19 protein-coding genes and 1 pseudogene are annotated in these 21,957 nt (G+C 62.1%); 13 read left to right on the plus strand and 7 right to left on the minus strand.

The annotated features are described in order from the left end of the window. From DK926_RS22535 to DK926_RS22545, 3 genes and pseudogenes are all read left to right on the plus strand, one after another. Positions 1–208: IS3 family transposase (locus DK926_RS22535; RefSeq protein ID WP_243636906.1), on the plus strand; the 208-nt coding region annotated here is incomplete at its 5' end. Positions 209–225: 17 nt separating this feature from the next. Beyond that, positions 226–381, plus strand: a pseudogene (locus DK926_RS22540) (integrase); the annotation flags it as partial. 296 nt (positions 382–677) lie between these two features. Then, positions 678–1,403 carry a hypothetical protein gene (locus DK926_RS22545; protein WP_243636974.1) on the plus strand — a complete coding sequence of 242 codons (726 nt, stop codon included), beginning with the start codon at positions 678–680 and terminating at the stop codon, positions 1,401–1,403. Between the two features lie 135 nt (positions 1,404–1,538). Here DK926_RS22545 and DK926_RS22550 read toward each other — a convergent pair whose 3' ends face one another. The 5 genes from DK926_RS22550 to DK926_RS22570 all read right to left on the minus strand — a co-directional run bounded on the left by DK926_RS22550 (position 1,539) and on the right by DK926_RS22570 (position 6,445). Then, positions 1,539–2,174: a 3,4-dihydroxy-2-butanone-4-phosphate synthase gene (locus DK926_RS22550; RefSeq protein ID WP_114332285.1), complete on the minus strand. Its 636-nt coding sequence runs from the start codon at positions 2,172–2,174 to the stop codon at positions 1,539–1,541. Then, entirely contained in the window at positions 2,171–3,112 is a 942-nt protein-coding gene (locus tag DK926_RS22555; RefSeq protein WP_114332286.1) for a pyruvate carboxyltransferase, read from the minus strand. Before DK926_RS22555 ends, DK926_RS22550 begins: the two co-directional genes overlap by 4 nt. Positions 3,113–3,141: 29 nt before the next feature. Next, on the minus strand, positions 3,142–4,755 hold the full coding sequence (locus tag DK926_RS22560; protein WP_114332287.1) for an AMP-binding protein: 1,614 nt from the start codon (positions 4,753–4,755) through the stop codon (positions 3,142–3,144). 108 nt (positions 4,756–4,863) lie between these two features. Further along, complete coding sequence (locus tag DK926_RS22565; RefSeq protein ID WP_114332288.1) at positions 4,864–5,889, minus strand: LLM class flavin-dependent oxidoreductase; 1,026 nt, start codon at positions 5,887–5,889, stop codon at positions 4,864–4,866. Between the two features lie 58 nt (positions 5,890–5,947). Continuing rightward, positions 5,948–6,445: a flavin reductase family protein gene (locus DK926_RS22570; protein ID WP_114332289.1), complete on the minus strand. Its 498-nt coding sequence runs from the start codon at positions 6,443–6,445 to the stop codon at positions 5,948–5,950. Positions 6,446–6,838: 393 nt separating this feature from the next. Between DK926_RS22570 and DK926_RS22575 the strand changes: the two genes are divergently transcribed. From DK926_RS22575 to DK926_RS22585, 4 genes are all read left to right on the plus strand, one after another. Next, on the plus strand, positions 6,839–7,357 hold the full coding sequence (locus tag DK926_RS22575; RefSeq protein ID WP_243636975.1) for a MarR family transcriptional regulator: 519 nt from the start codon (positions 6,839–6,841) through the stop codon (positions 7,355–7,357). Positions 7,358–7,721: 364 nt separating this feature from the next. Further along, complete coding sequence (locus DK926_RS22580; protein ID WP_114332291.1) at positions 7,722–9,065, plus strand: MFS transporter; 1,344 nt, start codon at positions 7,722–7,724, stop codon at positions 9,063–9,065. Further along, a complete protein-coding gene (locus tag DK926_RS26775) occupies positions 9,062–9,202 on the plus strand; it encodes a hypothetical protein (RefSeq protein WP_165839650.1) in 141 nt (46 codons plus the stop codon). Before DK926_RS22580 ends, DK926_RS26775 begins: the two co-directional genes overlap by 4 nt. A gap of 154 nt (positions 9,203–9,356) precedes the next feature. Beyond that, positions 9,357–10,385: a D-glycerate dehydrogenase gene (locus tag DK926_RS22585; protein WP_114332292.1), complete on the plus strand. Its 1,029-nt coding sequence runs from the start codon at positions 9,357–9,359 to the stop codon at positions 10,383–10,385. 901 nt (positions 10,386–11,286) lie between these two features. Here the strand turns inward: DK926_RS22585 and DK926_RS22600 are convergent. Further along, on the minus strand, positions 11,287–12,228 hold the full coding sequence (locus DK926_RS22600; protein ID WP_003941078.1) for a helix-turn-helix domain-containing protein: 942 nt from the start codon (positions 12,226–12,228) through the stop codon (positions 11,287–11,289). A 108-nt stretch (positions 12,229–12,336) separates the two neighbouring features. On the opposite strand from DK926_RS22600, the gene DK926_RS22605 reads away from it, so the two are divergent. Together DK926_RS22605 and DK926_RS22610 are read left to right on the plus strand one after the other, a co-directional pair. Further along, a complete protein-coding gene (locus tag DK926_RS22605; protein ID WP_114332294.1) occupies positions 12,337–12,648 on the plus strand; it encodes an antibiotic biosynthesis monooxygenase in 312 nt (103 codons plus the stop codon). Positions 12,649–13,281: 633 nt separating this feature from the next. Further along, positions 13,282–14,607, plus strand: a complete 1,326-nt coding sequence (locus DK926_RS22610; protein WP_114332295.1) for an ISL3-like element ISPfr2 family transposase — start codon at positions 13,282–13,284, stop codon at positions 14,605–14,607. A gap of 648 nt (positions 14,608–15,255) precedes the next feature. On the opposite strand, the gene DK926_RS22620 is transcribed toward DK926_RS22610, so the two are convergent. Continuing rightward, positions 15,256–15,612, minus strand: coding sequence for a YciI family protein (locus tag DK926_RS22620; RefSeq protein WP_165839651.1), 357 nt, complete (start codon positions 15,610–15,612; stop codon positions 15,256–15,258). A gap of 697 nt (positions 15,613–16,309) precedes the next feature. Here DK926_RS22620 and DK926_RS22630 point away from each other — a divergent pair. The 4 genes from DK926_RS22630 to DK926_RS22645 all read left to right on the plus strand — a co-directional run bounded on the left by DK926_RS22630 (position 16,310) and on the right by DK926_RS22645 (position 21,598). After that, positions 16,310–17,335, plus strand: coding sequence for an Ldh family oxidoreductase (locus tag DK926_RS22630; RefSeq protein WP_207890895.1), 1,026 nt, complete (start codon positions 16,310–16,312; stop codon positions 17,333–17,335). A 408-nt stretch (positions 17,336–17,743) separates the two neighbouring features. Then, positions 17,744–19,426 carry a Mu transposase C-terminal domain-containing protein gene (locus tag DK926_RS22635; protein ID WP_114332299.1) on the plus strand — a complete coding sequence of 561 codons (1,683 nt, stop codon included), beginning with the start codon at positions 17,744–17,746 and terminating at the stop codon, positions 19,424–19,426. Positions 19,427–19,430: 4 nt separating this feature from the next. Continuing rightward, positions 19,431–20,369, plus strand: coding sequence for a TniB family NTP-binding protein (locus tag DK926_RS22640; protein WP_114332300.1), 939 nt, complete (start codon positions 19,431–19,433; stop codon positions 20,367–20,369). Between the two features lie 17 nt (positions 20,370–20,386). Then, positions 20,387–21,598, plus strand: coding sequence for a TniQ family protein (locus tag DK926_RS22645; protein ID WP_114332315.1), 1,212 nt, complete (start codon positions 20,387–20,389; stop codon positions 21,596–21,598). Positions 21,599–21,957 lie beyond the last annotated feature (359 nt).

Genomic DNA, 21,957 nt, shown 5'->3' on the forward strand with positions numbered 1-21,957 from the left:
GAGCTACAAGACCGAGCTGATCCGCCGGCGTGGACCGTGGCGAACGGTCGACGACGTCGAGTTCGCGACGCTCGAATACGTGTGGTGGTACAACCATCAGCGTCTGCACGAAGCGCTCGGTTACATGCCCCCGGCTGAATACGAGACCACCCTGATCGACATCTCACAACCCAGCGAGTCGGCCACCCCGGCCCTCGTAACCGCATAGGAACAAAACCTGGGGTACTTCAGGCAGGGTTCGTCACCCAAGCCTTCCGCAGCGGCGCTGACGCGCACGCGATCATGCGCCAAACCGGCCACACCACACCCGGCATGGTCGACATCTATGCCCGCGAACACGCCCCCATGCTCGGCAACGCCGTCACCGATCTCGGTCTGTAACGAATGCGGCGATCTGATCAATGAATGTGGTTGCCTCGCAGAGCGATCGGCACACGTGGTCGCTGTTCGAGGACTGGTGCGCGGCAATGAACTGCACCGCATTACCGACTACACCGCACACTTTGGCTCGGTTCCTCAGCGCTCATCCGGCCGCGGGTGCGACGCAGCGGCGCCGAATTGCCACCATCGACGGCGTGCACCACCGAGCCGGTTTTCCGCCTCCCGGACGCAGTGAGACGGTGCGCTCTGCGATCGATGCTGTCCGAGCAGAGCGGTTACAAAGGCTAGCAACAAGATTGGGCGCCATCATCTCTGAGCTCCCTTCATCAGGTTGGCCCGCGGCATTGTTCGCGCGTCGCGACGCACTCATTCTTGTCCTTGCCTCGACGGGCTTACCGTACAGCCGGATCGCCGACATGCGAATCTGCGATGTCGCTGGTGACGCGGGCGCTGGTAGCCTTCGCTTTCGAAATGCAGCAGGTGCCGACATTGTCACCTTTGAGGCCGTCACAGCCTCGAATGTCGAGCCGCCGCAGGTGTTGTTACGATGGTTACAGGTGCTTGGGCACAACGAGGTACATCCGAGCGCGCGAATGCTCGCCGAGACAATGGCAAGCGGTGATGGAACCGAATTGTCGGGCTACGACAGGTACGTGCAATCGATAGATGTGCGGCCGCTGTTGACACCGATCGACCGTTGGGGATACCTGCCATTGGATACGGCCGCGCTGACCGCGCGGGCGGTCGCGGAGATCGTACGGGCACATCTCCTCGGCCAGGCCCCGCCACACGTTGTTCCTCCGGGATGGGCGCGGCGTGAAAACGACGCAGCCGAAACAGTGAACGCAGGGTCGTCGGTAAACGTTGACCTCGATCCGGGTTACTACGATCGCGGCATCGCAGCTCGCAAGAACGCCGTTTCGGTGTTCGCCGACGTCGAGGTGCTTCTCGGTGATATCGAAGAACGCGTCGAGCAGCTGCTGGCCGGTCTGCTCGACCTGGTCGGGGAGGACGAGCAATAGTGCGGCATGGGGTGTGGTGAGATGGCCGATTCGCGGTCGATCTCCGATCCGGCCAGGTTAAGTGGGAAGCGTTTCGGGGCGGTGAGGTGCGGTGTGTTTCGTTGCAGATCAGATGGTCGTGCGTAACACGTTTGCCTAATATGAGTTCGAAGTCGTCTCGAGTTTGTGCGGGTGTAGCCATTCAGCGAGAAACGCGGTGCGCGATGTAGCTGCTAGTCGGTGGGCTTCGCGGAGCGAGACCGGTTGAAGAGGATTTTCGAGAGAAGTCAGGTCGGCGAACGCTGCACCAATGCTGTCGGTGAGCGAGACCAGAGCAGATACCGCAGTCGTCTTGCGATGCTGCTGTGCGTCGACGGCTCGCATCGGCACGACGTGCCCAGGCCTGGTCAGGTCGGTGGGAACGGTTGTGGGGTCGCACAGTACGCGGACTGTGCGTGCCCGGTCTGCGGCGGAGATGCCGGTGGTGATGGATTCTGCGGCGTCAACGGTCACGCATTGCCCGTAGCTGGGTCGTGTGGTGTCTCGGATCGTCGGTGCTGCTTCGGGCAGATGCAGAGCGTCGCATCGTGCAGTGGGGAGCGCCACCTGTACGAAACCGGATGTACGTGCGATCAGCTGCGCCATTGATGCAGTGTCGATGGTCGCGCCAGCGTAGGCGAGCACGATGTTGACTCCCGCTGCGATGATGAGGGGTTCACCCCGCTGCAACAGTCCCGCCGCTTCCGCCCACCCGCAGAGGTAGTCGCGACGGCCGGTAGATGCCGTTTTCATGCTGTGCGCCAGGCGAAGTCAGATGGCGGGTTCGTTTCGAGGTCGGCGGTGGGTACGGGGCCGGGAATTCTGACGAAGCCGTTGGACGGTATGCGATGGGAGTCGACGAACCAGTTGGAGAGCTCGACAAGAGCAGAGAGATTTATACCGGTGGACACTCCTTCGAGGTGCAGCAACTGAACTACGTCTTCGGTGCACACTCCCGCTCCCGGTGTTGTGGGCATGGCGGGGTGGCCGCCACTGCCGGCTAGCGAGGTGTCGATGTGTGTAACGCCTGCTTTGATCAGTTCCGCGATGTTCGCCAGACCCATGCCGCGTCCATCGTGTATTTGTACGGTCAGGCTGTTCGGGTCTTTCAGCTGTTCGAGTGCGAACGTCGTGGTTTCGCGTATTGCGCGTGGGGATGCGTAGCCACAGGAATCGGCGAGAATCCAATGTTCGACTCCGATGTCGAGGAGACGGCGGGTCAGGTGCAGTAGGTCCGCGGGGCGGCGAGGTGGCCCCGATGGCCCGCCCCAGGCGAAAATGATGTAAGTGCCCACGGTGATCGACGACGTGCTGGCTAGCTCGTTCATGCGTTCGAGTTCACGCAGGGACTCGTTGGTGGATTTGCCGATGTTGTTGTGAGCGAATGTTTCGTCGGCGGAGAGCAGAAAGTAGGCTGAGTCTGCTCCTGCGTCGATCGCGCGCCGCAGTCCTCGTTCGTTGCCGACGCAGCAGCCGAGGGATACGTTCGGGCGGCGGCGGATGCCTGCGAACACTTTCTCTGCGTCGGCCAATCCTGGGATGAGGTCTGGCCGGACGAACGAGGAGACTTCGATTGCTGGAACACCAGCGCTGGTGAGCGAGTCGATCAAGTGAATCTTGTCGGCGCTGGACAGGGGGTGAGCTTGACCGGTGAGACGGGGTGCGATGTCGCGGATGACGATGTTGTTCACTTGGGGTCCTAGGTTCTTGGAGGCGTGCTTCAGCTGCGGCGGGTGGGACGATGGCCGTGGTGGTGTGCGTCCCAGATGTCGGTGTGCTGGCTGGTTTCGCGTAGCTCGACTTTGCGGATCTTTCCGGTAGGGGTGCGAGGGAGCGAGTCGACAGCTCTGTAGAACCGGGGAACCATGAAGTGCGGCATGAGTGCGTCGTTGTGTGCGAACAGGGCTGACATATCGAAGTTTCCAGGATCCTCGACGTGTATGACGGCAAGTATTTCGTCTTCTCCGAGTTCGGATGGGACGGCTACCACCGCTGCGTCGAGAACCGACGGAAATGCGGTAAGGATCGACTCGATTTCTTGAGAGGAAATGTTCTCGCCGCGGCGCCGCAGTGCGTCTTTCTTACGGTCGACGAAGTAGAAGAATCCGTCTTGGTCCATGAATCCGAGGTCTCCGGTGTGGAACCACAAGTCGTGGAAGACGGCCAGAGTTGCTTCGGGGTCGCGGTAGTACCGGGTGAACATCACGTGCGGTTGTTTCGGTCGGTAGACGATTTCGCCGACGGATCCGGCCGGGGCGCGGTTGCCGTTCTCGTCGTGGATTTCCAAGATGGTCGAGGCAGTGGGCTTTCCCAGTGATCCCACCCGTCGGTTGTCGAGCGGGTTGTGCAAGACGTTCTTCATCTCGGTCGAGCCGTATCCCTCGACGATGTGTACTCCGAAACGATCTTCGAAGCGGTAGAGCACGTCCGCTGGCGCGGGTGCGGCGAAGATGCGCCTCACCGCGTGCTCTCGGTCTTGTTCGGATGGCGGCTGAGCGAGCAGCACCGGCAGCATGGAGCCGAGGGCGTTGAACTCGGTGACTTCGTAGCTGCGAATGTCGTTCCAGAATTTGCGTGCGCTGAATTTGGGCGCGATGACGGAGGTGGCTCCGAGGTACAGCGCGCGGAGGAAGATGTTGATCTGCGCGGCGCCGTGGAACAGCGGTAGGCAGGTGTAGATTCGGTCGCCTTGGCTGTTACCCATCGCTTCGGCTCCTTCGCGCGCGCCGACGAGATTGTGCAGATGGGGGAGTTCGACGCCCTTGCTCTTGCCGGTCGTTCCGGAAGTCAGCTGGATGGCGGTGATGTCGGATGGTCGCACCGGCGGGAATGAGTAGTCCGGATCACCCATGGCGACAAGGTCGCCCCAGCCGATGACTCGGCGTCCGCAATCGCGGATCGAGGGTGGGATGCGGTCGATGAAGACGATGGTTTCCACACACTCCGGTAGAGCGGGCAGCTCGAGAAGTGCCTCGACGAGGCTGGATTCGGTAATCAGTACGCGCACGTCCGGGTGGGCGAGAGCATGCTCGAGGAAAGACTGTTTGTAGGCAGTGTTGATCGGAACCTGGACCAGCCCTGCCGTTGCGGTGCCCATCCACGTTTCGAGGAACTCGATTGTGTTCGACAGGTAGATAGCGACCGATTCGGATTTCTGACAACCGAGTTCGAGCAAAGCCGAGCCGATGACCCGAGCCGCAGCATCGAGCGCGCGGTATGTTCGGGACACCTCATTGCAAATCACCGCGACCTTGTTCGGGTTCGCGGCCGCCCGGCTCGCGAGCAGTCCTCCAATTGTTCCCCCACCAAGATCGGGAAACGCACGCGTGCTCATTGTTTTCTCCAGTTCGACGTCGTTGTGGTTACCGGGCGAGGCTGTTGCGGGCGGACACCGGGTGCCGCGAGCAGGATGAGTCTGCGGCGCTACCCGGAGATGCGGCGGTCAGAGTTCTTTCTTCATGCGGCGCGCAATGTTTTCCAATGAGGGGTCCCACGCCGCCTCAGCTCCGGTAGTAATCAAGAATGCCGAGATCCCCAGGTCTCGGTACTTGGCCAGCGATTCGAGTATCCGATCTTCGGTACCGACGAGAGCGGCAGAGTTGGCGAACCCCCCCAGAAGCTTGACCAGGCCGGTCCAGAAGCAATCGTCGTGTAGTTCTTCTTCGGTCAGCGCGAGCTGGCGGTTGCGCCCCACGGAGACATCGGTGCTCGAGGATCGGAGAAATTTGGTGGTTCCTTGGGCACCGAGGATGGTGTTTTCCACTGCTCGCGCGGCGTCCCACGCGGCCTCGTCGGTGTCGCCGACGAACAATCGCAAGCTCAGCGAAAACTCGATCGGCCGACTGTATTTGGTGGCTGCCTCGCGTACACGTTCGATGCGTTGTGCAGTTCCGTCGAGGGGCTCGCCCCACAGCATGTACAGATCGGCGTGGCTGGCGCCGAAGTCGACGGCGTCGTCGCTTTCGCCGCCCATGAAGATCGGAACGTGTTTGTTCAGGGGTTGAATGAGGGGATGGATGCGTTCGGCTTTGTAGTAGCGGCTGTTGTGGTCGAATGCCGCAGTGGTGCTCCAGGCCGCTTTCATGACGTCCAGATATTCGCTGGCTCGGGCGTAGCGCTCGGATTTGGGTAGATAGTCGCCTTCGCGATGGAGGTCTTTGTCCGACCCGCCGGTGACCAGGTTGATGGCCAGTCTGCCGCCGGACAGGACGTCGAGGGTCGCAAAGTATCGGGCGGCGGCTGCGGGGTCGATGACTCCAGGGCGATGCGCGACGATGAGCGAAAGTTTGTCGGTCAGCGCCGCCAGAAACGGTGCTGTGGCGTGATTGTGAGGCCAGATGGAAGAGTATCCGACCAAGACGCGATCGATGGCCTCGGAGGCGTTCAGTTGGTATGCACGCTCGATGAGAAGTGCGGGGTCTGTTTCGCCGATTTCCAGCGGCTGCAGACCTGTGAAGATGTCGACCATGAAATGTCCTTCGTCGATGGGCGGGTAAAATTCGATGTGTCGAGGGACTCGACGGCGATCAGGGAGTCGGCGTTTTGCCCACCAGATGAAAAGCTGCTCGGTGATACAACAACGGTGATCGATCCGATGGCTGGATCCGATAAGGTTGCGCGACAACGATTTTGTGGTCGCCGACTTCGATGATCTGTGCAGCCTCGCATGCCAACCAGCCGGCGCTGTCCGTGATCTGTGGGAGCTCGTCGGTGAAAGTCCAGTCGACGGTGTCCATCTTGTCGTCCGCTTTACTCGAGCACTGCCTGCCGACATCGCTTTGATCGTCGGCAAGCAAATTGATACCGAGTCGGCCGGTTCGTTCGATCACACCCAGCATCCGAGAGGTGAGGTCCAGTACGACCAAGGCGTAAGCAGGGGTCAGCGACAGGCTGCTGAATGAGCTTACTGTCGTAGCGTGCGCGACCCCGTTCTCGACGCCGGTCACCACTGTCACCGGTCCGGGAACGTTGCGAAACAGTGCGCGGTAATCCGTGTGTAGAACACCACCCGAGTTTGTAAGCATGCTTACATTCCAGCATGTGCACACGATCGGTGTCAACGAAGCGCCGGAGGCGTATGTGACCGGAACGCGCCGACCAGGTACACATCAACTGCCCTCGCGCGAAGCGAACGCCAACTGCGCTGTCCTACCAGATGGTTTGCGGTAAATAAGCCTGTCGGTCCCTGCTTCGAAAGTGCATCGAGAACCCCTGGACGAGTGCTGCTCCGGCGGATGGGGCGGCGCTCGACTGTTGTTCGAGCGAAAGCGGACAGGTGCGCATGGTGTTCGATGAACCAGGGTGCGGTGTCCCGAGGTGGCAGAAAAAGCCGGTGTCGGTAGGGTCGATGCGGAGAACGACAGCGCCACAGCCTGCTGATAATGTTGCCTCTTCCGAGTAGATCAAGAGGAGACCCGATGCCCGTCGATGACGCACCCGGCCGTCGGGACGAAAGTTCGTCGCCCGTGGGCTGGCAATCTCCAGTCGGTGCGACCGCCGTAGGCGAGGCAGCATTGTTGACCGATGCCGTCTTTCGGCTCGAGCGGGCGATCGGGCGTATCGGTAACAAAAGGTTGGCTCGGTGGAATCTGTCACTGTCCGGCTACGCGGCGTTGAAAATTCTGCAGACCAGGTCGGACTTATCGCTTGCACAGCTGTCCAGGCGATGCTTCGTTCGACCACAGACCATGACGCGTATTGTCACCCAGCTCGAGGAACGCGGGTACGTGCGGCGTCGTCCACATCCTGAGAGCGATCGCGCGATAGCGCTGGCGCTGACCGACGCTGGACGGGCGACCATCGACGACATGGATGCGGAAGTTCTGCGCATCAACGAAACCCTCGCCCGAGAACTCGACGGTGACGAGGCGGCTCGTTTGGAGTTGAGTTTGCGGCGATGCGCGCTGGCTGTGGAGGCCGAACTCCGCGACATGTGACAACCGTTGCGCTCCGTCGAGAGTGCGCACTCCAAATCGCTGCCTCCGGCCGATCGACCGAGTTGATTGGGTAACCCATGCTGGGGCGGGCTGAAACCGCAGATATACGGCCGGTGTGGCCCCGTCGAAGTAGCTCACGGGTCGAGCAGTGGCGAAAAAATCGGGTTTCGCACCCATTTTGTTCGCATGCTGATAAATTGACAGCATGCGAATGATCTACGGATCGGTGCGACTGATCGCCAAGTCGGATCGATGCGCCTCATCCGCATCCGAAACACAGTTCCCTCGACGAGCGTAGTAACCGAGACTGCCAGGCATGCACTCGGCGCATCTCGCTTGAATCCCTTCGATTGCGGAGTATCAGATGTCCTCACACCCTGGCGTTGCATCGCCCGCGACACGCAAACAGGTAGCTCTCGCTGCCTCCATCGGCAATACTGTCGAGTCGTACGATTTCGCGTCCTACGCTTTTCTGGCCACGATTCTGGCACCTCTGTTCTTTCCCAACGCTCAGCCGGGTGCAGCCCTGTTGTCCTCGTTCGCCGTCTTCGGGGCCGCGTTCTTCGCGCGTCCCCTCGGCTCGCTCGTTTTCGGCCCGCTCTCGGACCGCATCGGACGTAAACCAACGCTGGTCATCACTCTGCTTGTCATGGCGGTGGCGACAACGTGTATCGGTGTGCTCCCGGTGTCGGCGACGATCGGAATCTGGGCACCCGTTCTTCTCGTTGTTTTTCGCCTCGTTCAGGGATTGGCGGTCGGCGGGGAATACAGCTCCGCCATCATCTATGCTGCGGAATTCGCACCCGCCGATCAACGTGGACGTATGACGTCTCGAGTCCAGATCGGTAGTGTCGCAGGACTTTTGCTCGCTGCAGTTGCTGTTCTCGCTCTCAACGCGCTACTGACTACGGAGCAGATGACCAGCTGGGGATGGCGGATACCGTTTCTGTTGTCTCTGCCCATGGGCGCTGTGGGGTTGTGGTTGCGTTCCAAGCTCGGCGAGACACCGGAGTTCGAGACTCTCGAAAGTGCCGAGAAAACGGTGAGTACGCCTGCCCGTGCTGCATTTGCGCAGCACTGGACGACGATGTTGTTGATCATCGGTGTCGGCGCGTTCCATACCATCGGCTTCTACATGGTGTACACCTACAGCCAAAGTTTCGTCATCCAGCTGGGTTACTCGCGCACCAGCGCCACGCTGGTAATAGTTCTCGCTCTGATCGTTGGACTGGCGTTGACTGCACTAGGAGGGTATCTCTCGGATCGCTTCGGTCGCCGTGTAGTCCTTCGCACCACCTCGGGCGTAGTAGCCGTCGCCGCTATTCCGCTCTTTCACGGTTTGGCGACAGCCACCAACCTCACCGTCATCGCAGCTTTGATCATTTTCCTTTCCATCGGCCCGGCCATCTACGCCGCTGTGGCGCCGGTGACCTACGTCGAACTCGTACCCACGGCCGTACGCGGAACCGTCATCGGCGTCGCGTACAACATCGTGGTCGCAATACTCGGCGGTTCCGCGCTCTATGTCAGTCAATGGTTGGTCGACACCACCGGAGACAGTCGTTCACCGGCCTACCTCCTCATGACAGCTGCGGCGATCAGCCTGGTAGCGACACTGTTCATCAAAAAGACATCGGGTCCTGCGGTGCAGACACGCCTCGACACCGAAGCCACCCCGCAAGCTCACGTCGCGGACACCGTCAAGTGACACACCCGGGCGGCGACGCAATCCGTCGAGCGCGCCAGGCGTCGATCAGTGCAACGCCCCAGGCAAGAATCTTCATCAACTTCTTCGAGGGCCCCGTCGTCGAGACCCACCGTGCCGCGCGCTATCGGACGTACTGATCAACGTGCCTCCATCCATCGTAGGAAGAACAAACTCCATGACGAAAAACCCGCGTACAACGTGGAGCTCGCAGCGCGAGATACCCATGAGGCCTCTCACACAAGGGCTTCGGCTGCTCGAGGTGTGCCCGGTCGGTCGAAGCGCGGGTGTGTAATGGCAAGTTACGCCTCGCCGGCCCCCGACCGTAGTGCGCAACGAAAATTTTTCGTGACCACGCCGATCCCGGAGCCGGCAATGACAATGCTTCGTCGCAGTGGGCACGTCGACCTACCCTCCGGCGCGCTCAGCGACACCGATCTCGAATGTGCGTGCGCGTCCGGTCGGTACGACGTCATCGTCGCGCAATTGAACGACCGGTTCGACCGCGATGTGCTCGACGCCGCTCGCATTCGCGGTATATCGAACTTCGCAGTGGGATACAACAACATCGATGTGGAGCACGCCACAGCTAACGGCGTCATGGTTGCAAACACCCCCGAAGTCTTGACCGACGCAACCGCAGACATCGCCATGCTGTTGATCTTGGCAACAGCGCGCCGAGCAGTAGAAGCCGACACGTTCATGCGCTCCGGACAGTTCGATGGATGGAAGCCAAATCTGCTACTCGGCCACGACATCACGGATCGTACTCTCGGCCTGGTCGGATTTGGACGCATCGCACGCGCCACCGCGCGACGAGCAGTGGCATTTGGAATGAATGTTATCTTCTGTGCCCGACCATCAACAGAGCGTCCCACCGATACAAGGGATTTGGCGGATCTTGCTGGATCCGTTCGCTCCGTCGGATGGGACGAGCTCGTCACCACCAGTGACTTTCTCTCCGTTCATGTCCCGCTGAACGAGCAGACCCATCATCTGGTGAATGCTGCAGTGCTGAACGCGATGAAGCCATCATCGATTCTGATCAACACCGCGAGGGGACCGATCGTCGATGAAACAGCCTTGGTGTCCGCACTCGAGAGCAAGGCCATCGCAGCAGCAGGCTTGGACGTATACGAGGATGAACCGCGGATGGCTACGGGCTTGGCCCAGCTCCCCAACACGGTGTTGCTTCCGCACATCGGTAGCGCCACGGTGTCCGTGAGGGCAGAAATGGCTCGATTGTGCGCGCTCAACGCGATCGCCATTGCCGCTGGCACCATTCCACCTCACGCTGTCAATCCGCAGGCATGGGACCTATGAACATCGTGGTGGTGCCCACACGATGGAGCACGGGACCCGACTCTCGCAAATACCTACGGTATGGGAATGCTGATCGCCGCCGCCCGCCGCGGCGTACAGCGCATCACTGTGGCGGCCGGAGGATCGGCCGATCACAGATGGCAGAGTCGGCGCCCGAGCGGCCATAGAAGACGGCGAAGCTGGATGGCACCTCGATGCTGATACGGACCGACGTCGTAACCCGCTTCGTCGACGCCGGCAGGTTTCGCACCCCAGAAAGGGAATACCACAAGCCAGGTCAGGGAACAGACAGACAGACTTGCTTCATCTTCTGCTCGGCTACCGCGTGACTCGACCAACGTCTACTCCGCCGACGCGGCAGGAGGGTTCGCCGAAGTACGTGGGCCTACTACAACGCCGAACTCGTTCCCGGTGTCGACTACGTACTAGACACCATCGGTTTCGATCGGCACGCACACAGCGCCGACGCGATCATCGTCGGCGAGGGGCGCGTTCGACCAGCAAACAGGCTCTTCCCAGATGAGGGTGTAGGTCGGCCGGGCGCGTCGGTCCGCAGGTAGACGTCGAGGTCTCCCGACGATGGAGGTTCCTACGCCATCCATCCGAAAGACCTCGACGTGTCCGACGCTACCCCGCCGGCCGGCTTCGGCCGCCCTGACCCGACCGCCTTCGCGGCTCATCCCAATCGACCCTGATCGAGTCTGCTGACCCCCTCGACGAGAACGCAGCGACATCACAGCCACCCAACCCCGACCGTCCGGGAAGCCGGGACACGTCACATGGCCTGTGCTGCGGGCGTGTCGAGTGGGTCGTCCAGGGGCGACGCAGGAGCGTCGACGCGACGTGCTGAGAGGTGGTTCCAGTCGAGCACTAGGACACCGGCTACAGGCATGGCAATAGGTCAGGAACGGCGTCGCTCCCTACGCAGGAGGGAGCGCAGAGTCTCGGCGTTCGCGTAGCCGACCCGTAGCGCGATCTCGGCGGAGGTGAGGTCCGTGGTGGCTGAGAGGTGCCGAGCTCGTTCGATGCGAAGCCGTTGGACGAAGCCGAGCGGAGTGAGGTTGAGCGCCGCACGGACTCGTCGTTCGAGGGTGCGCCGGCTGGTGCCGAGCGACTGCGCGACGAAGGCGACGTTGAACGGTTCGTCCAGGCGGGCGCGCACGAAGCGTTCGAACTCGACGACGATCGGGTCCTCGTGCCGGAGATGTTCGTAGGCGACGAAGGCCGCCTGCGACGGACGCTCGTCGATGATGAGGAGCTTGGCGACATGTTGGGCCAGGTCGGGGCTGATCGATCGCACGAGTGAGAGCGCGAGGTCGATGTGGGCGAACGCGGCGCCGGCGGTGACGAGGTTCCCGTCGACCACGACCATGGTGTCGAGATCGAGGGCGACGGTCGGATAGCGCTTCAGGAACTCCGGCCCCAGGAACCAGCTGGTCGTCGCCCGCCGATGATGCATCCGTCCGGTCTCGGCGACAGCGAACACGCCGGTGCACGCCGCGGCGATCCGGGTGGTCGCGTCGTCGAGGCGCCCGAGCGAGGCGATGACCGAACGAGCATCTCGGCTCTGGAGGGCGTCGTTGGTAGCGGCGGCCGTGAGGGTTCCAAGCGCAGGGACGACGACCACGTCGAACTCTGCGGACTCCGACAGCGGGTGGTCCACCGACAGGGTCATCGATGCCGTCGTGGTCACTCTCCGTTTCGGTCCGAGGATGGCGAGTTCGATCGGGTCGATCCGCGGGTCGACATCGCCGCGGGCTCCGTCGGCCACCCGCACGATGTCGATGACCGACGCGACAGCCGAACCGAAGCAACCGTCGATCGCGATCAGTCCGATACGCATGGCGCGAACAATAGCAATACTGCCGTATACGCCACTTCTCACATGCCCTTGCTCGTCATACGCTGAACTCGCTTCACCAAGAAACCTCGACACCTAGGAGAACCCCTCATGTCCACACCCGCATCACTTCCGTATGCCTTCGTCGCCAAGATCGTCGCGGCCGATGGACAGCACGACGCGCTCGCCGATCTGCTCGCCGGCGCCGTCGCGCTCGCCAACGAAGAAGTAGGAACGATTGTCTGGTTCGCGGTCAGGACCCACGCCGACACCTTCTGGATCTTCGATGCATTCCCCGACGAGGCCGCTCGCGACGCCCACGCCAACGGCGCCATCGTCGCAGCCCTGACGGCCAACCAGCACCTCCTCGGCGCAGCACCCGAGATCCTGGCGGCCGACGTCCTCGCGTCCAAGCTCCCGTAGTCCGCCAACGCACGAGACGATCGCGCCCCGCCGAGCCGTCGCCAGGTCGCGACGCAACGCCACGCTGCGTTGCCGAGCGGTACGAGGCCTATCGGCACACGGACAGGATGCCGGCCGCGAGCGCTCAACCGGCGAGGGGTCCGTCGCAGAGGAGAGCGACGTCGGTGTCGAGCAGAGCCGTGAGGCCAGCGCATCGCGCGACCACCAGAACCGAACCGCCCCTGCCCTGCGTTTCCGCAGGTCAGGGGCTGTTCGCCGGAGCCGCCTGTCGGAATCGAACCGACGACCTAATCACGTCGGCTTTGCGTCTATCGCTTGATGCGCCCACTGGGCGAACGAGCCACTGACCTGCGCAAACGCCGAGCGTGGGGACGCCGCCATCCGGTGGTGACCGACGACGACCGACCAGTACCGACCGTTTCACCGGAGCTTGCGGCGGCGTCGAAGCCGAGCAAGCTCCATTCCTTTAGCTCTCACCGCGCCCTCCTCCTCGCCGGTCCCGTCGTCGTCGAAGACGTTTCAGGGGTCTTCTCAGATAACGGTGTAGGTCGGCCGGGCGCGTCGGTCCGCAGATAGACGTCGAGGTCTCCCGACGACGGAGGTTCCTACGCCATCCATCCGAAAGACCTCGACGTGTCCGACGCTACCCCGCCGGCCGGCTTCGGCCGCCCTGACCTGACCGCCTTCGCTCGACTCGACGGCCTCGGTCTGAGCGTGACCGGACAACGACTTGAACCGGATCGTGCGGTCCTCGCGTGCCGCGTGGTGGAACCAGATCAGTGGTGCCGACGGTGCGGCAGCGAAGGCGCTGCTCGTGACACCGTGATCCGGCGGTTGGCCCACGAGCCGCTGGGCTGGCGACCGACCGTGCTGGAAGTTGTAGTGCGCCGCTACCGCTGTGCCGACTGCGGACACGTGTGGCGCCAAGACACCAGCGCCGCGGCGGAGCCACGCGCGAAGCTCTCGCGCACCGGGCTGCGGTGGGCGCTGGAAGGGATCGTGGTCGCACACCTCACCGTCGCCCGTGTCGCCGAGGGACTCGGGGTCGCGTGGGACACCGCCAACAACGCGGTCCTGGCTGAAGGCAAGCGGCTGCTGATCAACGACCCCACGCGGTTCGAGGGCGTGAAGGTCATTGGTGTCGATGAGCACGTCTGGCGCCACACCAGGCGTGGCGACAAGTACGTCACCGTGATCATCGACCTCACCCCGGTCCGCGATGGCGCCGGCCCAGCAAGGCTGCTGGACATGGTCGAGGGCCGATCGAAGGCGGCGTTCAAGACCTGGCTCGCCGACCGCGACGACGCCTTCCGTGACGCGGTCGAGGTGGTCGCGATGGACGGCTTCACCGGGTTCAAGACCGCCGCTGCGGAGGAGATCCCGGACGCGGTCACGGTGATGGATCCCTTTCACGTCGTGCGCCTGGCCGGTGACGCCCTCGACAGGTGTCGGCGCCGGGTCCAACTCGCGATCCACGGGCACCGTGGGTTCAGGGACGACCCGCTCTACAAGTCGCGGCGCACGCTGCACACCGGCGCGGACCTGCTCACCGACAAGCAGAGCGACAGGCTACGCGCGCTGTTCGTTGATGACGCTCACGTCGAGGTCGAGGCGACCTGGGATGTCTACCAGCGCATGATCGCCGCCTATCGCCACGAGGACCGGCAACGTGGCAGCGAGCTCATGGAGAAGCTGATCACCGACCTCAGCGCCGGCGTCCCCAAGGTGCTCACCGAGCTCACCACCCTGGGCCGGACCCTGAAGAAGCGAGCCGCTGACGTGCTCGCCTACTTCGAACGACCCGGCACCAGCAACGGGCCGACCGAGGCGCTCAACGGACGGCTCGAACACCTGCGCGGCTCCGCACTCGGGTTCCGCAACCTGACCAACTACATCGCCCGAAGCCTGCTCGAGACCGGCGGCTTCAGACCCCAACTCCTACACCCCCGATTGGGATGAGCCAGGAAAGATCAACTCCGCCATATTCCGAGTACGTATCCGATATTTTGGTTCACGCCGTGGCCGGGTCGATCTGGACGACATCCCAATACAGAACTCGATTCACTGTCGACGGTCGCAACGCCATGGTCGAGGCGGGGGCAACGATCGCACCAACCCCGCACGATCCCGAAGACATTCTGACCGGTTAACCGGACGGAGGAACGTAAAACTGGCTCACACTGTACGAAACAACTGCCCCGCCTCCGTAGTCACTTCCGGAGAGTCTCGGCAACTTTCACTCGCTCCGCGCGATCGAGCCCGCCCCAAATGCCGTACGGTTCATCCATTGTCAGCGCAAAGTCCAAGCATTGGCTTCTGACCTGGCACTGCCCGCACACCGTCTTGGGATCAGCTGAGCTGGCCGAGCGCGGAAGGGGAAAGAAAAATGAGACCGGAAAGCCGCGACACCGAGCCTCGAGCTGCCATACGTACTGTTCGGACAACAACTTTATGTTCCCCCGCGCACCAGTGCCAGGGCTCATTGTGATCGGGCCACGGCCACGAGCTCAGCCCGATACGTGGTCAGTGGTGCGGTAAGTTCGGCTGCATAACTGGTCCGCCCAAGTTCGGAAAGCGAATCGGCAAGTGTGACCGGTGGGAGCACGTTCATTTGCCGAAACTCGCCAATGTGGAAGCGATCGTAGATGCAGCGTTCTCGCCGCTACGCGACGAGTGGGCGTTGAGCGTGCCGAAGATCGGATCCCACTCGGTCACCGTCATCGCATTGACTTGACCATGCTCCGCATATGGATCGGTTGCTAGAAAGTCGTCCAAGACTGCCCTGTTCTCGGCCTCCACGACCAACAGCGCCGTCCGGTTCGTGCCCGAATCCGACGTGGAGGGGCCAGAAGCCAGCAGCTTATTCGTTTCGAGGTGCTGCGCTATCCAATCCAGATGGGGGGCCAAATAGTTGTTCCAGCCATCGAGATCGGAATGTAGATATGTAACTACGAATACTGCCATCGAGCTGCTCCTTCCGGGAGCTTGTGTTGTAGTTCGAGTCGAGTAGGTGTCATGGTCTGTTGCTCGCATCGTTTTGCATGTACTTGTAATAGCGATGTGGCCGCGTCGCGAACGTGGCGTACGCGGTTGCAAGCACAGCCGATGGAGTATCGGCAAGTGCCAGCTCGCCGGTGCTGATCCATCGGCGCTGCTCGGTTCGCGTAGCGCGCGCTGTCACCGTCAACGGCGTCGAGACTGGAACTGGTCGTCGGTACCGGACACTCAGATCAGCCGTCACAATACGGGGATTGTGTTGCAGTACTGCGTAAGCAAGCGCATCGTCGAACACTGCCGCGATCCAACCGCCATGCGCTGTGATCGGCCCACCCCTATCCGTTGGATCGCACACCACACGAACTGCGACGAACCCCGACTCGTCATATTCGGGTCGACCCAAGCCCAGGCGGCACGAACCTGCTGTTCTGCACCCTGAACACAAACGTGACAACCGTCAACGGGGTCTATCGAAAAACCGTCGACATCGTCACCGGTGCCGCTGATCACAGACGTCGTCCGCTGTCGAATACGAAGAGGGTGCGAACTCGTAGTCGAACCCTAACGGCATTATCAGCATGCTGTTATTCTACACCCTGAGCTTGAATCAGGCTGCGATGCCAGCTGTATAAGAATCACGCCGCCCTATCCCACTGCCGAAACAATGGAAACGACAGACATGAAACTGACTATCGATGAAGCCCGTAACCTGGCACAACACGCAATGCAGTCCTGCGGACACTCGAGCGACGAGGCGACCATCATCGCCGACCACCTCCTGGACTGCGAATTGCGAGGCCTGTCCTTCGGCGGTCTCGCACGCGCACTGTCGGTTATCGAGCGACGCGCCAAGAGCCCACAATCGCCGCAATCCATCAAAGTCATTAAGGACACCCCCGTTTCGGCAACCCTGCACGGAGGCGACCAAGTCGGGTACCTCGTCGCCAAGCGGGCAACCGACATCGCCATCGACAAAGCACGGCGCACAGGAATAGCAGTTGTCGGAGCACACAAGACCTGGTACACAGGTATGTTCTCGTACTATCTCGAAATGATCACCGCTGCAGGCTATGTCGGTATGATCGCCGGTAGCGGAAACCACCTCGTTGCCCCGCACGGTGGCACTCGCGCTCGTTTTGGAACCAATCCCATCGCGTTCGGATTTCCGACCGAAACACACCCTGTCATCTGGGACATCGGGACAGCGGCAGTCATGCTCGGCGAAGTAATGCTCAAGAACCGCCTTGGCGAAGCGCTACCGGAGGGTCTCGCGTACGCACCGGATGGAACCCCCACCCAGGACCCGGCTCAAGCGCTGGCCGGCGCGTTCACCGTGTGGGGTGGACACAAAGGATCCGGACTCGCACTCGTAGTGCAGCTACTCGGCATGCTAGCCGGTGCGCAAGCCGAGCCTGACGGTCTCACCGACTGCGGATTGTTCATCCTCGTCGTAGACCCCGCCGTCCTCACCGACGCCCCGGCGAACCTCGCCAGTGTGAGCAACTATGCACAGAGCGTGCGCGAAACACGACCGGTCGATCCATCGCAACCGGTTCGAGTACCCTTCGACCGCTCGCAGCAACGGCGTGAACAGACGATGAAAATCGGCCACATCGATATTGATACCCGCGTGTTCGATGCTCTCACAGCGATTATCTCCACCCAGCAAGAGCAGGATGCCACGTCCTGACACCACCCGCCGAACGAGCGGACCGCCGTCGGCACGATGCCATGACCTGCGACTGGCGCGCATTATTAATTCGGGTAGATGTCCGTTCACACGCTCCAAGCATTCGAGATACCGAAGATCGAGATGAACACTGTGCAAGAACATCGGTTTAAGAGATCGACCCTCCACAACAACCTCACCCGCGCACGCAGAGACCGCGACGCTTTGGCGGGCGCGAGAGGGTGAGTAGTGCACTCCGCTTCTGAAACAGTGCAGTCATCTTCTGAAACTGACATCACTGTCAGTTTCAGAAGACGGCTGCACTCTTTGCAGGCGTTTCGAGGGTGAGTGCACGTGTCTTCTGACATTCTGATGTCAGAAGTGCGGTGCACGGTCGCGTTCGGCTCTCGGTGATAGGGGAGGCTTGTGATGGACCCCGACAAGCTCGCCATCGTGGAGACCGGTGTGCTGACAGCGTCGGGGGAGCGGTGGTCCCAGGCCGAGGCCCGTTTCGGTGTCCTGGCTCCCTTGCTGGAGATGCATCCGGTGCGTTCGGAAGCGGTCGACGCTGCAGCGCAGCGCTTGGGACTATCCAGGCGGCGGGTCTACACGTTGCTTGGCAGGCTTAGGGACGGTACGGGCACGGTCACCGATCTTCTGGCGAAGGTCTCGTCGGGAGGGCGTGGCCGCAGCCGAGTGACGGCTGAGGTCGAGGAAGTGATCGGCGATCATCTCACCCGCTATTTTCTTCACCGCCAGAAGCTGAGTGTCGCTGCGCTGCACCGACGCATCGCGTTGGCGTGTCACCGCGCGGGTCTGCCAGTGCCGGCCAGAAATACCGTCACCGCGCGTATCGCCGCGCTCCATCCGGCATCGGTGGCCAGGTCACGCGGAGGACCCGATGCCGCCCGCCCACGTCAGTCCGCCGGCGACAGTCCACCGACGGTTTCGGGGATTCTCGATCAGGTCCAGATCGACCACACCGTCGTCGATCTGATGGTCGTCGACGAGTACGAGCGGCAACCGATCGGCCGCCCCTACCTGACGATCGCCATTGATGTCTTCAGCCGTTCCGTACTCGGGTTCGTCGTCACTCTGGAGCCGCCGTCGTCGATATCGGTCGGGTTGTGCCTGGGCCGCGTGTGCTGCGAGAAGCAGACATGGCTGGAGGCATGCGAGCTCGCGGAGCAGGTGCAGTGGCCGATGGCAGGGAAGCCGAAACAGTTGTATCTCGACAACGCCTCCGAGTTCAAAAGCGAAGCGCTGCGCCGCGGATGCGCCCAGCACGCCATCACACTCGAATACCGTCCTCCGGGCCGACCGCACTACGGCGGGATCGTCGAACGCATCATCGGAACGGCGATGACGGCGGTGCACGAGCTGCCTGGGACCACCTTCTCGAACCCAGCGGACCGAGGAAGTTACGACTCGGACAAGCACGCGGCGTTGACATTGCGTGAGTTGGAGCGCTGGCTGATCCTGGCCATAGCCTCGTATCACGGAAGCGTTCACACAGGGATCGGGAACACTCCGGCCGCCGTGTGGGCCGGCGAGGTCGCCGCAGTTGGTCACGCCCCTCGTGTGGTGCTCGGCGAAACCGCGTTCCTGGTGGACTTTCTTCCCGTCATCCGGCGACGTCTGACGCGCACGGGCTTCGTTCTCGATCACGTGCACTACTTCTCGAACGCGCTCAAACCGTGGGTTGCGCGGCGAGAGGACTTGGGGCGGTTCGTGATACGACGTGACCCACGCGATTTGAGCAGAATCTGGGTCCTCGAACCAGACGGTGCCGGCTATGTCGAGGTGCCGTACCGGACGATGTCACATCCCGCGGTGACACTGTGGGAGCACAGAGCTGCTATCGCCCGTCTCCGCGAACAAGGTCGGTCGAACGTCGATGAGAGCGCACTGTTTTCGATGATCGAGCAGATGCGCGAGGTCACCGACCGCTCGCAGAAAGCCACCCGCAAAGCCCGGCGCAACCGTGCCCGCCGCACGCATCTCACCGGCGACGCCGCGTGTGCACCGATCCCGGCGATCCACCCGCCGGTGGAGCCTCGAGCGGACGGCGGCACCGCAACGCCTGTCTTCAGCGACATCGAGGAATGGTGAGGCAATGACCGCATCGACAGGAAGCAGCGACGAACCCACCGAGTCGTCCATCGAGGATTTGGGGCACCTGCGGGAGTCGGTTCGACCGCTCACCGCACTCGACGACGCGGAGCGGATCCGGTCGATCCGGTCGGAGAGGTGGATCGGGTATCCGCAGGCCCGTACGGTCATCGACCATCTGGAGTCGTTGCTGTCGTGGCCGGACCGACAGCGTATGCCGAACTTACTGTTGCTCGGTCCGACGAACAACGGCAAGTCGATGATCATCGAAAAGTTTCGGCGCACTCATCCGCCGATCAGCTTGTCCGACCGCGAGCAGATACCGGTGTTGTGCATGCAGATGCCCCCGGACCCGTCACCCGGCCGGTTCTACCTCGTACTGCTCACAGCGTTGGGAACACCGACCCGACCACGCAATCGGGTCCACGAACTCGAACAGCAAGCATTGATGCTTCTCCGCGCCACCGGCGTACGGATGTTGATCATCGACGAGCTCCACAATGTTCTCGCCGGCCGCGACAACGTCCGCCGCGAATTCTTGAACGTGCTGCGGTTCCTGGGCAACGAACTACGCATTCCTCTTGTCGCTGTCGGAACCCGCGACGCCTACCTCGCCATCCGGACCGATCCCCAGCTGGAGAACCGATTCCACCCCATGACTTTGCCGGTCTGGACCAACACTGCCGACACCAGATCACTGCTGGCCAGCTTCACCACGAGCTTCCCCCTCCGCAAACCCTCGCACCTGACATCACCGGAGATGACCGACTACCTCCTCACTCGCTGCGAGGGCACCATCGGTGAACTGACAACGCTGCTCACAGCCGCAGCAGTGACCGCCGTCGACAGTGGAGAGGAAGCGATCACCTCATCGGTGCTCACGCGCACTCCGTATCTCGGCCCCACGGAGCGACGCCGCCAGTTCGAACGCCACCTCGCGTGAACGCACGGCTCGCGGCGATGCCTGATGATGCGTACGTTCGCCCGTGGCCGCTGCATCCGCAGCCACTGCCAGGTGAGGCCCTCTCGTCCTGGTTGGCCCGGATATGCGAGCTGTATCCGCACATCAAGCCTTCTGACTTGCTTGCCGGCATCGATATCGATTGTGCTGTCGAGGATCTCGACCGCTACACACCGGAGCCGATACTTGCCGAGCTGGCCGGTCGCGGCGCAGTCCCGGTAGAGAGGGTGCGGATGATGACGTTGGCGGGGTGGACACCGTGGCTGCTCGACAGCACCGACCCCGCCGACTGCGACTTCGACACCTACGTCCACCAATTCTCGATCCTGCTACCGGCCGACCTCGCGAGGGAGGATCGACGACGCCGCACACCCACGAGCGAAGCATGGTTGCCGTGGGCGAGCACTCCGCGCAGTCGGGCATGCCCGGCATGTATCGACAGCCTCGAATCCACTGCTGATATCAACATGACTCTGCTGCACCAATATCCGGTGCTGAGCAGCTGCCTCGACCACCGTTGTCGACTCGAACCCTGCTCTGTTTTCCCTGGTCATGCAATCTTCTGGGATCAGGTCCGGTTCGGTTCGGACGAACGGGTCTCGCCCGTTCCGGTTCCCTCGGCGGTCACGGACCTCGATCGGCGCAGCACCGAGGCTCTGACGACGGGATGGGTGGAACTCGGCCCAGGCCGGGTACATGCCGCAGTGTGGTTCCGGCTTCTGCGCACCGTCGTCGACGAAGTGTCCTCGCCACTGGTTCGCACCGGACGGTGGGCGACGAGGCTCGTTGCGATCTGGAAGGCCGCCGGTCGTTCTCGCCCGTTGCGGACCGCGTGGGTTCCGTTCGAGGACCTGCACTGGGACGAGCAGGCGAAAGTCCTCAAGGCCGCGGCGATCGCCATTGCGTTGGTCGAGAGCGGTGAGATCGATGCCGGCGGTGCGCACGCATCTCTGCTGAGCCCACGACCCTATGAGCCGGTCGATCCCGGGACAGCTCCGACGCGCTCGTCTTATCCCGCACCCGAGCGCGATCTGTGGGCTGACGCGCACGCTGCGGCCGAGGCCGCCATCGCGGCGGCGCGTGTCGATCCCGCATCCGCCAGTTCGTTGTACAACTTCCTGCGCATGGGGTGCCGCACTGCAGCGGAGCTGGATGAGACGGTGCAACTGTTCCTTGACCACGGGATCCCGCTGCAACATCCGCCGACATAACTATCGCCCGATGGAGCGGGGTCGTCCGCGATGTGAAGTGACACCGAAGTTGTCCAATCGGACCAGGTAGTTGTCCACCGCGTTGCTGGGGGAATGCCTGCTCGGGTGCCAAATAACCTGTCCAATGATCGAAAATCTTCGGTCTCTGCGCGTGTTGTCAGTGAAGTTGTCCAACGTGAAGACCAGCCGGAGCCCGTCCTCGTGTTGGCGATGAGGGGGTCTGGACCTGCGGCGATGACAAGGAAGCTAGCGCGGCCGTGGGGAGCTTTCATGCGGGCGGTCTTCAGGAGTGGACATGCCCTGGTCACGATTGGACAGAAAGGCTGTCAATTGGACAACCAGCGTGTCACTTCACACGC

It is taken from the genome of Rhodococcus sp. Eu-32 (assembly GCF_003336925.1).
Lineage (GTDB): Bacteria > Actinomycetota > Actinomycetes > Mycobacteriales > Mycobacteriaceae > Rhodococcoides > Rhodococcoides kyotonensis_B.